This is a genomic window from Streptomyces sp. KLMMK (genome assembly GCF_036961605.1).
Lineage (GTDB): Bacteria > Actinomycetota > Actinomycetes > Streptomycetales > Streptomycetaceae > Streptomyces > Streptomyces telluris.
Genome location: NZ_JBAMDC010000046.1, coordinates 1 through 14720 on the forward strand (window position 1 = coordinate 1; position 14720 = coordinate 14720).

The following is a 14720-nucleotide window of genomic DNA, read 5'->3' on the forward strand; positions in this document are numbered from 1 at the left end:
GTCGCGCGCCGGCGTCACCCTGCGCACGCCCGTCTCCAAAGGCACCGTCCGGCTCGACGTCCGCAGCCGCGGCTTCAGCACCGACTCCCTCGTGATCCAGCGCTACGTGCCCAGGACCCACAGCTGGACGGACCTGAAGGCCCGTCCGTCCGGCTCGGGCACACACGGCATCTTCACCTTCCCCCTCACCGCCGACGCGAGCGCGTCCCGCCCGCACAGCGTGGCCCTGCGCCTCCAGGACCTCGACCGTCCGGGCACCGTCACCGTCACCACCTCCGTCGAGGACGGCAAGGGCCGCACCCACCGCGCCCCGGCCCGCACCGCCACGGCCACCCGGCCGGACATCTCGGCCGGCGGCTGGAAGAGCGGCACCGCGCTGAGCCGCGGCGGCGCGGCGAGCGCCCCCTTCACCCTCACGGTGAAGAACACCACCGACCGCCCCTACCCCTCCCTGTACGCCTCCTACTTCGCCTACGGCGCCGGCACCGCCCACGCCCTGGCCCCCAAGGACCTCGTCCTGCAGCAGTACAGGCCGGGCCACGGCTGGGAGCGCGTGCAGCTCGTCGCCGGCGGCTGCGACCCCGGCATGAGCGCCGCACTGCTGCCGGTCACCAAGGGCCCGCTGGCGCCGGGCGCCACCGCCGCCTACCGGCTGCGGGTCGCCGTCGCCGGATCGGCCCCGCGCGACGTGACCAAGGTCGACGCGGGTCTGACGGTCGGCAACGGAGACTCGTCCTTCTTCCACCGGGACCTGCCCTTCACGGTCCGGGCGGGCAGGAGCCCGGGCAAGTAGCGCACCTGCGCAGTGACGCCGCGGGCCGGCCCTTCCGCAAGGGCCGGCCCGCCGGCTTTTGCAGGGGACCGCCGGCGGCGTCAGGCCGGCCCCGGGTCCCCGTCCTCCGTCCGGTCGAACGCCGCCCAGCGGGCGAGCGCGAACTTCCCGCCCTCCCGGCGCACTTCGGCGGCCCCGTGACCCGGCAGGTGCGCCGGGAACACCAGGGCCCGGGTGTCGGCGGCCTCCTCCAGGAACCGCCGCCGCGAGCGGGTGGCCTGCGCCTGGTCCTCGCTCAGGCAGGTGTCGCAGTCGGGCTCGGCTATCTGCAGCGGACTGTGCACCAGGTCGCCGATGAACAGGGCGCGCTCCGTGCCCGACTCCAGCCGCACCACGGCCGAGCCCGGCGTGTGCCCGGGAGCCGCCTCCAGGCTCAGCCCCCCGTCGATACGGTGGCTCCCGCCCTCCCACAGCACCATCTGCCCGGCCCGGTGCACCGGCAGCACACTGTCCTCGAACACCTCGGCGATGCCCTCCGCGAGGCTCAGGTCCCCGAGGACGCCCCGGGGCGTGTGCGGGCCGTCCGGGTTCCAGTAGTCGAAGTCCGCCCTGGCGACGAGATACGTCGCGTTCGGGAACGTCGGCACCCACACGCCGTCCTGTAACCGGGTGTTCCAGCCGATGTGGTCCGAGTGCAGATGCGTGTTCACGACGACGTCAACGTCCTCGGGACGGACCCCGGCGGCGGCCAGCCGCTCCAGGTAGCCGCTCTTCAGGTGCGACCAGTCCGGCATGTGCGGCCGGTCCTTGTCGTTGCCCAGCCCCGTGTCCACGAGCACCGTACGGCCCTCGCTGCGCAGCACCCACGTCTGCACGTTGCACACCAGCTGGTCGGTGGCCGGACGCCAGAAGTCCGGTGCCAGCCACGACTCGTTCTCCTTCCACATCCGCGGCGTGCTGGAGGGAAAGATCGCGGGCACGGGCGCGACCGGCGAGTGCCATTCCACGATGCGGGTGATGTCCACTCCGCCCAAGGTGATCGTCTGCATGCCAACGACGCTATGCACCACAGGCGGAACCGCCAAGAGGCAGATATCACCGTTGTGTTGAGCAGCTTTACTGTTCGCGCCGCACCGCGAGGAGCGCCGCGTCGTCCGACAGCTCGCCGCCCGCGTAGGCCAGCAGATCCGCGACGACGCGGTCCAGCAGCGCCGCCGGAGCCGACTCCGGCATGCCGGCCAGGCGCTCCGCCAGCGGATAGAAGCGGCCCGCGGCGTCCCGCGCCTCCGTCACCCCGTCGGTGTACAGCAGCAGCAGGTCGCCCCGCTCGAAGACGAAGGCCTGCCCGCGGTAGGCGTCCTCCACCATGCCCAGCAGCGCCAGCGGCGGCTGGGGGACCGGGGCCGGCACCTCCCTGACCCGGCCCGCCCGGCACAGCAGCGGCGGCAGATGCCCGCAGTTCACCAGCTCCGCCCGGCCCGGCCCGGCCACCTGCACCAGGACGGCGGTCACGAACTCCTCGCCGGGCCGCCGCCGGCACATCGCGGCGTCCAGGCGCCCCGCCACGGCCGCGAGCGACGGCTCGACCTGTGCGGCCTCCCGGAACGTCCCCAGCACGGCCGCCGCCGTGTCGATCGCGGAGAGACCCTTGCCGCGCACGTCCCCCAGCAGCAGCCGCGTCCCGAACGGCGTCGCCAGCGTCTCGTACAGGTCGCCGCCCACGCGCGCCTCCGCGGCGGCCGCCAGATAGCGCACCGCCACCCGCAGCCCGTCCAGCCGCTCGGGCGGCGGCCGCAGCAGCGTCTGCTGCGCGGCCTCCGCCACCGACCGCGACTGCAGCAGCTCCCGCTCCCGCGTGGCCACCAGCAGCACGTTCGCGGTGCTGACGCACGTGATGGCCAGCACCGTGAAGCCCGACGTCAGGTGGACGAGCAGCGGCACCTCGTCGTCGGCGAGCGCCAGCGGGGCGACCAGGGCGAGCGCCCCCAGGCCGACCAGCATCGGCACCAGGGCCTTCCGGGAGCCGATACTGGCGAGGACCGGCGCGGTGGCCAGGACGGGGGACACCGTCCACCGAGGGTCCGACGCGAGGTCCATCACGACGGCCGTGCCCAGCAGCACGTACGCCGCCACGACGAGGAGGCGCGCGCGATGCGGCAGGCGCGGCGCCTGGGGCTGACCGTCCGGGCCGGTGACGTGCGTCATGATTGGTTTCCACCATTAGGCACACCCGCCCCGGCCGCAACCCGTCCGGCATCGCCCCGCCGTCAGCGCTCCCCGGGACCGCTCCCCGGTGTGAAGTGCCAGTACGTCTGCGCCCGCGGCCGCAGGCGCCGCGCCAAGGGGTCGCGCACCCTCCGCCGGCACCAGCCCCACGGGGTGACCGCCAGGTAGTACACCGCGGTCAGCAGCACCGTCCGCACGGCGTCACACCTCCTTCCCCGGCAATCAGTCCATCGGGATCCCGCCACGCCAGTCCCGCTCCTCCTGCCACGGCGGCTGGTCCTCCTTGCGCAGCAGGAACCCGCCCAGCGCCAGCAGATCGATGTTGGTCCGCATGAAACACGCGTAGGCCTCCCGCGGGGTACGGACGATCGGCTCGCCGCGCACGTTGAACGAGGTGTTCACCAGCACCGGGCAGCCGGTGCGCTCCTTGAACGCCAGCAGCAGCCGGCGCAGCCGCGGGTGGCGCCCGTCCACGGTCTGCACCCGCGCCGAGCCGTCCACGTGCGTGACCGCCGGGACGGTCGACCTCGGCACGTGCAGCAGATCCAGGCCGCGCACCCCCGCCGGCACCCCGGCGGCCAGCCGCTGTGCGGCCGCCACCCGGCCCACGATCAGCATGTACGGGCTCTCCTGGCGCAGGTCGAACCAGTCCTTCGCGTCCTCGGCGAGCACCGCGGGCGCGAACGGCCGGAACGACTCGCGGAACTTCGTCCGCAGGTTGAGCGCCGACTGCATGCCCGGGTCGCGCGGGTCGGCGAGGATGGACCGCGAGCCCAGCGCCCGCGGCCCGAACTCCATCCGGCCCTGGAACCAGCCCACGATCGCACCGCCCGCCAGCGCACCGGCCACCTGCCGCGCCACGCCGTCGAAGCCCGGGCGCTCGTACGGGATGCCGTGGGCGTCCAGATACGCGCCGATCTCGTCGTCCGAGTATGCCGGGCCCAGCAGCGCACCCGCCATCGCGTCGCGCCCGGAGCCGAGGTGGGCCCGCGGCGCCCCCCGCTCGTGGGCCTCCGCGAGCGCCGCCCCGAGTGCGCCCCCGGCGTCACCGGCCGCGGGCTGCACCCACAGCTCCGTCAGGCCCGCGTCCTCCAGCAGCCTGCCGTTGGCCACGCAGTTGAGCGCGACGCCGCCGGCCAGGCACAGCCGCGGCTCCCCGGTCAGCCGCCGCGCGGTGCGGGCCAGCCGGAGCACCACCTCCTCCGTCACCTGCTGCACCGAGGCCGCCAGGTCGAACTCCCGCTCGGTCAGGGGTCCTTCGGGCCGGCGCCGCGGGCCGCCGAAGAGCTGCTCGAAGCCGGGTCCGGTCATCACCCGCCCCCGCAGGAACTCGAACCAGGTGACGTCCAGCCGGAACGAGCCGTCCGGCTTGACGTCGATCAGCCGCTCCCGGATCAGCGGCGCGAAGCGCGGCGTCCCGTACGGCGCGAGGCCCATCAGCTTGTACTCGCCCGAGTCGACCTTGAACCCGCAGAAGTAGGTGAACGCCGAGTACAGCAGCCCCAGCGAGTGCGGGAACCGCAGTTCGGCGAGGTGCCGCAGCCGGGTGCCCACGCCCTGCCACACGGTGGTCGTCGCCCACTCGCCGACCCCGTCGACGCACAGCACGGCGGCCGACGGGTAGGGGCTCGCGAAGAACGCGGACGCGGCGTGGGACTCGTGGTGGCGCCGCGCCACGACCTCCGGCACCGCCCGGCCCCGCGGCCCGGCGAGGTGGTCGCGCACCGCCCGCGTGGCGTGCCGCTTCCAGCCGAGCCACGCCGGCATGCCGTCCAGGAACGACGGGAGACCCTGCGGCGCGGCCCCCGCGTACGTCGCGAGCACCCGCCGGAACTTCAGCGCCGGATCCTCGTAGTAGGCGACCGCGGCGACGTCGGCGAGCTCCGCCCCCGCCTCCCGCAGGCAGTAGCCGACCGCCTCGTGCGGGAAGGACGGGTCGTGCCGCCTGCGGCTGAACCGCTCCTCCTGCGCGGCCGCGACCGGGACGCCGTCGGCGACCAGCGCGGCCGCGCTGTCGTGATAGAAGGCCGACAGGCCGAGAACCAGCTGCGTCACGCGGCGTCCCTTCCCGCATCAGAACCCTGAACCCGAACCCCGGATCAGAACATGGGATAGATGGACGCGTCGTCCGCCGGCTGCGGCTTCAGCGCCGGCTTGCGGCGCAGCAGCCGCGCCAGGATCCTGCGGAGCAGTGCCATGCGATGCCTCCCTCCCGGTGTCCGTCCGGTCTCTCAGGCCGTGCCGAGGCGGTCGGCGAGGACGCGGGCGACCGCGTCGTAGCCCGCGTCGACGCAGTGCACCCGGTCCACGAACAGCCAGTCCGCGGGCCCCGTCGCCGCCCCGAGGGCCTCGTTCATGTCCAGGAACGGCACCCCCAGCCCCGCACAGCCCTCGCGCAGGGCCGCCGCGTAGGCGCGGCCGACGTCCATCGAGGCGATGTCGTTGTGCAGCCGGCGCCAGTTGGAGACGTCGTCCAGCTCGTCGAACAGCGCCTTCTCCTGGGCCGCGGGCTCCTCCCGCACCCAGGGCGCCAGCGGCTGCAGGACGAACGTCAGCCGCGCCCCGAGCGCCCCGGCCAGCAGCTTCCACCCGCCGAGGTGGCGGACCGTCAGCGCGGTGGCGTGCGCGATCCGCTCGGCCGGGCCCGGCACCGCGGACGCGTCCGGCGCGGGCCCGCACTCGAAGAAGGCGCCGTGCCGGCCGTGCTGCGCAGCGGGCAGCCGGCTGAGGACGAGGTTGTTGACGCCGGAGAAGAGGACGATCTCCGCCACCTCGGGCGCCAGCAGGTGCTGGAAGAGCGTCAGCAGCATCAGCTCCTGAGCCGAATTGAGGCTCTGGCCCGCGAAGTTGAGCCACGGCAGCCCGGGCGCGTGGTGGCTGCCCAGCCGCGAGGAGACGGTCGCGTGGTCCCCGCTCGCCCCCACGCCGAAGACCGCGGAGCTGCCGGCCAGCAGCCGGACGGGACCCGGCGGGCGGCCGTCGGCCACCGTCGCCGGCCCATCCGCCGTGTGGGTGACCCGGAATCCGCAGGAGTCGGTGGAGTACACCGGGGTCCGCTCGTTGCCGTACTGGAAGAAGCCGATGTAGGGCTGGTCCTCCAGGACGAAGGTGTAGTGCTCCATGTGGGGGACGAGTTCGGCGCGCGGGGACTTCATGGGGCAGGGCTCTCCTCGGGTGTCCGGGCGGCAGGTGGCGGGCCGCGCTCTCAGTGGGCGGCGGGCGGCAGGTCGTAGAGCGCGCCGGGCCGGTCCTCGCGGACCAGGTCGGCGTTGATGGCCATGGCCGCGAGGCCGCCGCTGGCCGCGGCCATGGCCGCCTGCTGCATGTTCTTGCCGAGGTCGCCGGCCACGTACAGGCGGGGGAGCGAGGTCCGGCCGCGCTCGTCGGTCTGCACCGAGGTGAGGTCGGCGGCCTGCAGCCAGGGGCGCAGCGGCTCCACGCGCGGCTCGGTGTCCATGTGCAGGAACAGGGCCGTGAAGGACAGCGAGCGCCCGCCGGCCAGTTCGACGGCCACCCCGTCGGGGTGGGCCGAGACGCCGGTGACCTCGTCGGGCACGGTCTCCACCCCCGAGGCGGCCAGGAAGCCGCGCTCCTCCTCGGGCAGCTCCCGCCGGTCCGACAGGTACGTGAGCGAGGACGTCCAGGCGGTCAGGGTCGCGGCGAGGCACTCGCCGGGCACCGCACCGCCGTACACGCCGAAGGAGCCGTCGCGCACCTCGTAGGCGTGGCAGTACGGGCATTCGAAGACGCCCTTGCCCCACAGCGCGGCGAGCCCCGGCACGTCGGGGAGCTTCGAGCGCACGCCGGCCGCGTAGAGCACCGTGCGGCTCGTGAGCGCCCCGGCCTCCTTGGCGGTCGTCACCAGGCGATCGCCCTCGGGTGCCACGGTGATCACCTCGTCGTCGAGGAACTCCACGCCGTAGCGGGAGATCTCGGCGCGGGCGCGGGCGCGGAAGTCCGCGATGCTCACCCCGTCGTTGGTGAGCATGTTGTGCATGACGCCCGCCGCCATGTTCCGGGCGTCGCCGGAGTCGACGAGTGCGACGCGCCTGCGCGACCTGCCCAGGTACAGCGCCGCGTTGAGGCCCGCCGGGCCGCCGCCGACGATCACGGTGTCATACGCTTCCGCGGTCATGCTCTCCTCTTTCGGTGTCGGTGTGCTGCTGGTGCTGGTGCGGTACGCGGGAGGACTCCGGCTGTTCACCGGTGAGCACGTCCTGGCGCAGCGGGGCGAGCAGGGCGACGGATCCCAGGATCAGGACGGCCCCGGACGAGACGAAGACGGTGGTGACGGACGTGGTGCGGGCGAGCAGGCCGCCGAGGGCCGCTCCGATCGGCATCGTTCCCCACGAACACAGCCGTGACACGCTCATCACGCGGCCCTGCAGTTCCGGCGGCGCGAACCGCTGGCGCAGGGACAGGACCGGGATGTTCCAGCTCATCATGAAGAGGCCGTTGCAGAAGATCGCGACCCCCGCGAGGACCGTGTTCCCCGCCAGCCCCAGGCCCACGTAGGCCGCGCCCGACAGGATCAGCGACCACTGCGCCAGGACGAGCGTGGGCAGCCGCCGCGCCAGCCGGGGCGCGAGCCACGTCCCGGCGATCGAGCCCACGGAGCCGACGGTCAGCAGCAGGCCGTAGCCGGTGGCGTGCAGATGCAGGGTGCGGTAGGCGAGCAGCACCAGCATCGAGAACGTCGCGGAGTACACCAGGCCGTAGAGGGCGCTGGCGGCCAGCGTGCGGGTGAGCGCCGCCCGTGTGAGCACGAAGGAGACCCCGGTGCGCAGGTCCTGCCACAGGGAGCGGGCCGCGGACGTGCCGGGCGGGGGCGCCGTGCGCGGGGCCGCCCTGACGCCGGCCAGGCCGAGCAGCAGGACGGCGGCGAGCCCGTAGAGCGCCCCGCCCGTCGCCAGCGCCAGCGTCGCGCCGACCCCGACCAGGAGGCCGGCCAGCGGCGGGCCCGCCATCTCGTTGAGGATGATCTGCGGGGCGAACAGCCTGCCGTTGGCGTGCTCCAGGTGCTCCGGCTTCACGATGTCGGGCAGCATCGCCGGCGCCGCGGTCTCCGCCAGGGTCTCGGCGATCCCGAGGACGAACGACAGCACGTACAGCACGGCCAGCGACGTGCCCGCCGCGAACGCCGCGACGGCCGCCAGCAGCGCGGCGGCGCGCGTGACGTTGCTGACGAGCAGGATGCGCCGCCGGTCGTGACGGTCCGCCAGGACGCCCGCGGGCAGCGCGAACAGCAGCCACGGCAGCATGTTGACCGCTGTGAGCCCGGCCACCACCATCGGCTGCGGGTGGCTCGCGACCACCAGCAGGGGCAGCAGGGTGCGGGTGACGCCGTCCCCGGCGTTGGACGCCACGGACGACGACCAGAGCCAGTGGAAGCGGCTGCCCAGCACGGGCTTGCGGGCCGGTGCCCCGGTCTTGGTCAAGGGACTTCACTCCGCGTCCGGCCGTGCCCCGCGGCCCCGCCGCCCGGCGCGGTCACGACCAACTCGTGAGCCCCAGGAGCCGCTCGCCCAGCGGAGTGAGCTCGGCGCGCCCGTAGAGCTCGCGCTCCTTCTTGCGAGGGCTTCCGTGGTGCTCGTGCTCGTGCGGCGGGATGCGGTCCCGCCAGAACCGTACGCGGCTGTCCCGGAGCGCGGCGTCGTCCTCCAGGGCGGGCGCCATGGAGATGTACTGTGCCATACGCACCCGGTCCGCGGAGCGGTTCGGGCGTACTCCGTGCGGCAGCAGGCTGTTGAAGATGATCAGGTCGCCGGGGTCCACCCGCAGCGTCTCGATCTCGTAGCCGGTGATGTCCGGCGTCATCGGGTCGCGGTCCGGCGGCTGTTCCTCCAGCCAGCCGTCCAGCTTCTCGAAGATGCCGGGCACGCACTGGAAGCCGCCGATCTCCTCGTTGCCCTCGCTGACCGAGAGCACGCCCTGGCAGCTGATGGGCAGCGGCCGCCGGGAGGTGTCGACGTCCCAGTGGACGAACCCGCCGAACTCCCGGCTGCCGCGGTTGGGCGGGTTGACGTTGGCGAAGTCGATCACGACCCACAGGCCGGTGGTGTCCCAGATGTCGACGAACGCGTCGTACACCCGCCGCGTCTGCCGGTTGTCCCACATGGCCTGGTGGTTGTAGATCTCCACCAGCCCGCTGTGGCCGGGCAGCCGCTGGTTGTCCGTGCGGCCCGCATACCAGGTGGAGGGGTCACCGGGGGTCATGTCCTCGAATTCCCACAGGGCCCTCTCCAGCCGCTCCACGTTGCCGGCGGGCACGGCCTGACGGACGACGACGTAGCCGCGGGTGGTCCAGTGCTCCCAGTCCTCGGGGGACAGCACACGCAGGGGCAGCTCCTTGCGGATGTCCCTGAGCTGGGTCCTCGCCATGTTCGGTGCTCCTTGTGACTCGTGCTCTGCGGACGGGCGGACGGACGGGCGGGTGGACGGGCGGGGCGGGCGGTCACCCGGTCCGTTCAGGTGATGACGGCCCGCTCGTCGGCCAGGACGACGGCGTCCAGCGCCGTGGTGTCCAGCAGCTCCAGCGCGTCCCCGAGGTCGTTGAGGATGGGCCGTCCGCCGCCGTTGGCGCTGGTGTTGATGAGGATCGGCAGCCCGGTGCGGCCGGCCAGCGCGTGGCACAGGCGGTGCAGCAGCGGGTGCTCCGCGGCGTACACGGTCTGCAGCCGAGCGGTGCCGTCGATGTGCCGCACCTCGGCGAGCCGCTCCGCCATCTCCTCGCGGACGCGCACGGCGAACAGCATCGTGTCGGTGTGGTCGAGCGGGCCGGTGAAGTACGCGTCGGCCACCTCGGCGGGGCACAGCGGGGCCACCGGGCGGAACCACTCGCGGCGCTTGATGGTCTGCGAGACGTGGCGCCGGGCGCCGGTCCAGTGCGGTGAGACGAGCAGCGACCGGTGCCCCAGGGCACGCGGCCCGGTCTCCATGCCGCCGCCGAGCCAGGCCACGCACTTGCGCCCGGCGAGCAGGGCGGCCACGTGGTCGACGAGGGCGGTGTCACTCGCGAGGGTCAGGCGGGTCCGCCCGGTGCGCAGCGGATCGCGCGCCGTGAGCCGGGGGCCGCAGTAGGCCAGCTCCGGCCCGGGGCGGATCCCGCCGGCCGCCGGCGCCGGCCGGTCCTCCGGCGCGGCCACGGCCAGCGCCGCGCCCAGCGCGATCCCGGAGTCGTCGCAGCAGGTGGGGATGGAGACCCGGGTGAACAGGCCGCTCTCCGCGATGCGCGTGTTCGCCGTGATGTTCAGGGCGCAGCCCCCGGCGTAGCAGAGCGCCGGATAGCCGGGCCAGCGCTCGTGCAGCCCGGCGACGAGGTGGGCGAGGTCCTCCTCGACGGCGGTCTGGAGCGTCGCCGCCAGGGTGCGGCAGACCGGGTCGCTTGGGCTGTGGCCCACGAGGTAGCGGTGCCCGCGCGGGGTGCGGATCTCGTCGGGGAACACCCCGCCGTAGGAGTGCACGACGTCGTCGTCGGTGGCGTCGGCCAGCAGCCCGTCGAGGTAGCCGCCCGCGTCCTCGTCGTAGGGGTACCAGGTGTCCTCGTACCGCAGGGCGCTGCCGGCGGGCGCCCGGCCGCCCAGGGGTGCGAGGAGGTCGGGCGTGGTGCGCCGGGCGCGCTCCCCGGCGAGCATCGTGCGCAGCACGGGCAATAGGTCCGGGTCGGTGGCGCCGGTGGCGGCCAGGCCCAGCAGCTTGCCCGTGTCGAACTGCCCGCCGTGCACCCTGCGGGCCAGCGCCTCGTAGACCAGCCCGAAGCGGGGGCCGGTGCGGTTGCTGAAGGACAGGACGGGGGTGAGCGACGGGCCGTCGCCCAGGCACACCATGCCGCACTCGGCGTAGTTGCCGGTGCCGTCCAGGACGAGCGTGAGGGTCCTGGCCGCGCCGGAGGTGTAGTGGGCCAGGGCGGCGTGCGCGTAGTGGTGGCGGACGGCCACGACGGGCAGGGGGCCCGCGGGGCCGTCGGCGAGCGGCCAGTCCACGGACTTGACCGGGCGCAGCACGGACGTGGCCAGGGCGTCGCCCGGGCGGCTCCAGGTGATGTCCTCGGAGACGAGCTCGACGAGCCCTTCGGGCAGGATCCGGCACGCGGGGGTGTACCAGTCGGCGACGGCGACCGCGGTGACCGGGCCGCGGGCGAGCGCGTGCAGCCGGTTCACCCAGTCGCCGATCTCGCCGGCGAACCGGGCGTTGCCGCCGCACACGTGCCGCAGCCCCACCTGCCGCTCGCCCTCGATGAGGTGGAGCCCGCCGGGCCGGACCAGTGCCGCGCCCCCGTCGTGCCCGAAGTTGAGTCCGATCGTCGGCATCTGCCGGGCTCCTCAGACGCCCGCGCAGAACTGGGCGTGGTGGCGCTCCAGCAGCCCTTGGACGACTTCGCGCATGTACGCGCAGTAGCCCGGAGACATCACCTGGATGGATCCGTTCTCCTCCTCCAGGGCGCCCGCCGAGCCGCCCGAGCACGTGCCCTGCAGCTCGCAGCCCTGGCAGCCGGGCCCGTTGGTGTAGGCGCGCATGCCGTAGTCCCGGTAGGCCGAGGAGTTGAACACGCCCCGCCAGTCGTCGATGGTGCCGAGCTTGCGCGCGGTCGCCTTGCAGGCGAACACGCTGCCGTTGGGCTCGATGGACAGCTGCCGGCCCACGGCCGGGCACGTCTTGTAGTCCGCCTGCGCGGCCCACTTCGCCTCGTCGGCGATCATCTGGAACGTCTGGTACCAGTACCCGCTGAGCTGGACCCCGCGCTCGCGCCCGTAGTCGACGGCGGACAGCAGCTTCTGCGCCACGTCGTGCGGGCTGTGCTGCTCGAAGAACTCGCGGGCCTGGAAGGAGACGATCACGTCCAGGGAGTCCAGGCCGGCCTCGGCGACGAAGTCGATCAGCGGGGTGCCCCACTTGTCCCACGTGTACTGCGACAGGACGGTGGTGATGCTGACGGGCACGCCCGCGGCCTTCATGTCGAGGATGGCCTTGCGCACCACCGGCCACGGTGTGCGCTGCTGCTGCCCGCCGCGGAACTCGCCGGTCTCGGGGACGAGGTAGTCGATGGAGACGGTGGTGGAGACCCGGTGGTCGGCCAGGGCCTGCAGCAGCTCGGCGTCGATGCGCGAGCCGTTGCTCGTCATGTCGTACGACAGCGAGACGCCGTCGTGGAAGTGCCCGAAGGTGCGCAGGATGTGCAGGATCGTGTTGCGGGCGAGCGTCGGCTCGCCGCCGAAGAAGGACACGGTGAGTTCGCCGCCGCCATTGGCCTTGCGCAGCGCCACCGCTTCGCGCAGCGTCTTCTCCGCCACCTGCGGGGACATGTGCATCGAGGGGTTGCGGGCGCCGTCGGTGCCCTCGTTCCAGTCGCCGCGGGCGAGCGTCGGGCCGCTGTCGCCGCGCGCGGTGCGCAGCTGGACGAGGACCGGGCCCGGCTTGACGGACTCCCCGGACGTGTTGCGCTCCTCCACGCCGCCGTCGAAGTTGTAGGCGAAACAGCCCTGACAGGAGAAGTTGCACGCGTTGGTCAGCACCAGCTGGATCGAGGAGTGGAAGACGCCGCTGCTGAGCGCCTCGCCCCGGGCGGCGAGGAGTTCGTCGATCTGCGCGGCCTCGTCGTGCCCGGCCTCCACGAGGTACTGCGCCTCGATCAGGCTGTCGACGGCCTCGCTGCCCGCCCGCTCCCGCAGCAGGTCCAGGGGGATGCCGCCGGCGGCTTCGCGGAGCAGTTCGACCGTGTCGCGGTCCACCAGGCGGGCGTTGCCGAAGAGGGAGTGGAAGGCCACCGTGCGCTCGGTGCCGTCATAGGCGTCGAGCCGGCCGCCGAACCGGGCGAAGTCACGGTCCTTGGCGGTGCGCATCGTACGGACGTAGCGGGAGGACTGGTAAACCGGAGCCGACATCGGTGGACTTCCTCCTGGAAACGGTGCGAGATCAAACGGGCCGGGGCGGGCCGGGGAGCGCGCTCGTGGAACGGGCCCGCCGCGGGCGTGAGGCGGCGGGCCCGTCGGAACCGGTGCGCCGGGACGACTAGGCGGGTGTGGCCGGTGCCTTCGTCTCGGAGACCTCCGTGACGGACTCCGCCTTCGGCACCGGTGTGATCGTCGGTGCGTTGCCCTTGTCGGGCGAGACGAACCCGCAGGGGCGCGACGACGCCGTGGGCGTCGGCGTGATCATTTTCTTGACTTCGGCCATCAGTCTCTCCTCGCCGTGGTCGGGCGGTATGCGTACATACGCGGTCAGCGAATCATGGCCGGGTTGGGCCGGGGGATATTTGTTCCGGCCACATTTTTCGGAGCGTATTACTTGATCGAGGGGGGTGCGATGACCATATGAATGCCATGGATTCCTGTTCGAGAAGGGCGAAGGCGGTGACAGGGTGAGGGTGGGGTTCCGGCCTCACCAGGCATCATGCGAAAAACGGTCCTTCTGCTCACTGCACCGGGTATGCATGTGCATGGCATGGATCAAATGCCAGCGCCTTACGGGCCGTTACGGAGCAGAGGGGAACCGGCGCCGGGAAGGTGAATGATCTGTGGCGCGCTCTTTTCCAGCGCCGCCCGGCGCTCTTCCCTGCCCGCGGCATCACAGCCGTGCGCGTACGCGGGGGAGCGCGCCGGATTCCCCGTGTGCGCCGGGCGGACGCCGCGCGTGCCGCCCGGCGCGCCCCGGGCCTAGCGGAGGTCGTCCCACGTGACGACCGGGCTGCCGGCGCGCAGGCTGTAATCCACGGCGGGATTCCGTGCGGGCCACTTCAGGCGCAGCCAGCCGGGAACGGTGGCGGGAATGCCGTCGTCGGCCGCCAGGTGCCAGAACGTATTCGAATCCTGCCGCGCGAAATACGGGCAGAAGAGGGAGATCACCAAGGTCACCCGGTGGCCCTTCGTCACGGGGGTGACCGCGTGGAAGATACGGCTGCCGTGCAGGAACAGCGTGGCGCCGCGCTCCCCGCAGTCCGCCTCGCGGAACCGGGAATCCTCCCGCCCCGGGCCGGGGAATTCGTCCGTGCGCCCCTGGAAGTACGTGAAACGGCCGCCGTCGTAGTCGTCGTAGCCGCTCAGCTGAATGGTGAAGACGTAATCCATGCCGTCGCGGTGCCAGCGGACGCCGCCCTGCCGGCCCCGGCCCTCGCCGTAATTGACCTGAGCCGTGGGCAGCCGCAGCGGATGGGGGATCAGCGGGACGCCGACCAGCCGGGAACAGGTGAGGAGGAAGTCGCGGTCGCGGATCATGTTGGCGATGAACGGCGAGAGCAGGTCGGCGGCGCGCAGCCGCCGCGTCGCGGTGAACCCGGCGTCCTGCGCCGCCACTTCGAGCTGCCCGCACACCGTGGCGAGGTGGTCCAGCCCCTCCTCCGTCAGGATGCGCCACGGCCCGGCCAGGGCCGCGTCGTCGACCCGTCCCTCCCGGCGCCACAGCTCTTCCTCGCGGTAGCCGAACTCCCGCAGGGAGGTCACCGGCCCGGCGGGGTCCTGCGACACGAACCGGCTCCGCCAGGGCGGCTCCGCGGGGAGCCGGGCACTGCGCAGGGGCGGCCGGGCGCGCAGCGCCTTGAGGGCCTTACGGAATCCGTCGGGGGCCTGGGGCAGAACGAGTGCGCCGGCTCTGCCGCTCCCTGTCGACGTCGTGGGCACGAGGCATCTCCTATGGGGAGAACGCTTTCGGCTGAACAGCTGAATGGCTGAACGGCCGGACGGGGGGCACCGAGAATCTCCCACCGCACCCCTTCACTGGCAAGGGTCGT

At 73.1% G+C, this 14720-nt stretch carries 13 protein-coding genes; 1 reads left to right on the forward strand and 12 read right to left on the reverse strand.

What is annotated here, in order from left to right; translation table 11 throughout:
• On the forward strand, positions 1-793 hold a 793-nt coding region (locus V7793_RS11255; protein WP_336005150.1), incomplete at its 5' end, for a hypothetical protein.
• An 80-nt stretch (positions 794-873) separates the two neighbouring features.
• Here V7793_RS11255 and V7793_RS11260 read toward each other — a convergent pair.
• The 12 genes from V7793_RS11260 to V7793_RS11315 form a co-directional block, all read right to left on the reverse strand.
• Positions 874-1821, reverse strand: a complete 948-nt coding sequence (locus V7793_RS11260; RefSeq protein ID WP_336005154.1) for an MBL fold metallo-hydrolase — start codon at positions 1819-1821, stop codon at positions 874-876.
• A 67-nt stretch (positions 1822-1888) separates the two neighbouring features.
• Positions 1889-2977, reverse strand: coding sequence for a PP2C family protein-serine/threonine phosphatase (locus V7793_RS11265; protein WP_336005157.1), 1089 nt, complete (start codon positions 2975-2977; stop codon positions 1889-1891).
• Positions 2978-3039: 62 nt separating this feature from the next.
• Positions 3040-3195, reverse strand: a complete 156-nt coding sequence (locus V7793_RS11270) for a hypothetical protein (protein ID WP_336005159.1) — start codon at positions 3193-3195, stop codon at positions 3040-3042.
• A gap of 25 nt (positions 3196-3220) precedes the next feature.
• Complete coding sequence (locus V7793_RS11275; protein WP_336005161.1) at positions 3221-5053, reverse strand: carbamoyltransferase family protein; 1833 nt, start codon at positions 5051-5053, stop codon at positions 3221-3223.
• 176 nt (positions 5054-5229) lie between these two features.
• Positions 5230-6153 (reverse strand): SGNH/GDSL hydrolase family protein, encoded by a 924-nt coding sequence (locus V7793_RS11280; protein ID WP_336005164.1) that lies wholly within the window; start codon positions 6151-6153, stop codon positions 5230-5232.
• Between the two features lie 50 nt (positions 6154-6203).
• Complete coding sequence (locus V7793_RS11285; protein WP_336005166.1) at positions 6204-7133, reverse strand: NAD(P)/FAD-dependent oxidoreductase; 930 nt, start codon at positions 7131-7133, stop codon at positions 6204-6206.
• Positions 7114-8436 carry an MFS transporter gene (locus tag V7793_RS11290; RefSeq protein ID WP_336005169.1) on the reverse strand — a complete coding sequence of 441 codons (1323 nt, stop codon included), beginning with the start codon at positions 8434-8436 and terminating at the stop codon, positions 7114-7116. Before V7793_RS11290 ends, V7793_RS11285 begins: the two co-directional genes overlap by 20 nt.
• Before the next feature lie 52 nt (positions 8437-8488).
• Positions 8489-9379: a phytanoyl-CoA dioxygenase family protein gene (locus tag V7793_RS11295; RefSeq protein WP_336005171.1), complete on the reverse strand. Its 891-nt coding sequence runs from the start codon at positions 9377-9379 to the stop codon at positions 8489-8491.
• Positions 9380-9465: 86 nt separating this feature from the next.
• Positions 9466-11307, reverse strand: a complete 1842-nt coding sequence (locus tag V7793_RS11300; RefSeq protein WP_336005173.1) for a carbamoyltransferase C-terminal domain-containing protein — start codon at positions 11305-11307, stop codon at positions 9466-9468.
• Positions 11308-11319: 12 nt separating this feature from the next.
• Entirely contained in the window at positions 11320-12879 is a 1560-nt protein-coding gene (locus V7793_RS11305) for a radical SAM/SPASM domain-containing protein (protein WP_336005175.1), read from the reverse strand.
• A gap of 127 nt (positions 12880-13006) precedes the next feature.
• Positions 13007-13171 (reverse strand): hypothetical protein, encoded by a 165-nt coding sequence (locus tag V7793_RS11310; RefSeq protein ID WP_160330226.1) that lies wholly within the window; start codon positions 13169-13171, stop codon positions 13007-13009.
• 479 nt (positions 13172-13650) lie between these two features.
• Positions 13651-14610 carry a 2OG-Fe(II) oxygenase gene (locus V7793_RS11315; RefSeq protein WP_336005180.1) on the reverse strand — a complete coding sequence of 320 codons (960 nt, stop codon included), beginning with the start codon at positions 14608-14610 and terminating at the stop codon, positions 13651-13653.
• Positions 14611-14720: the final 110 nt, after the last annotated feature.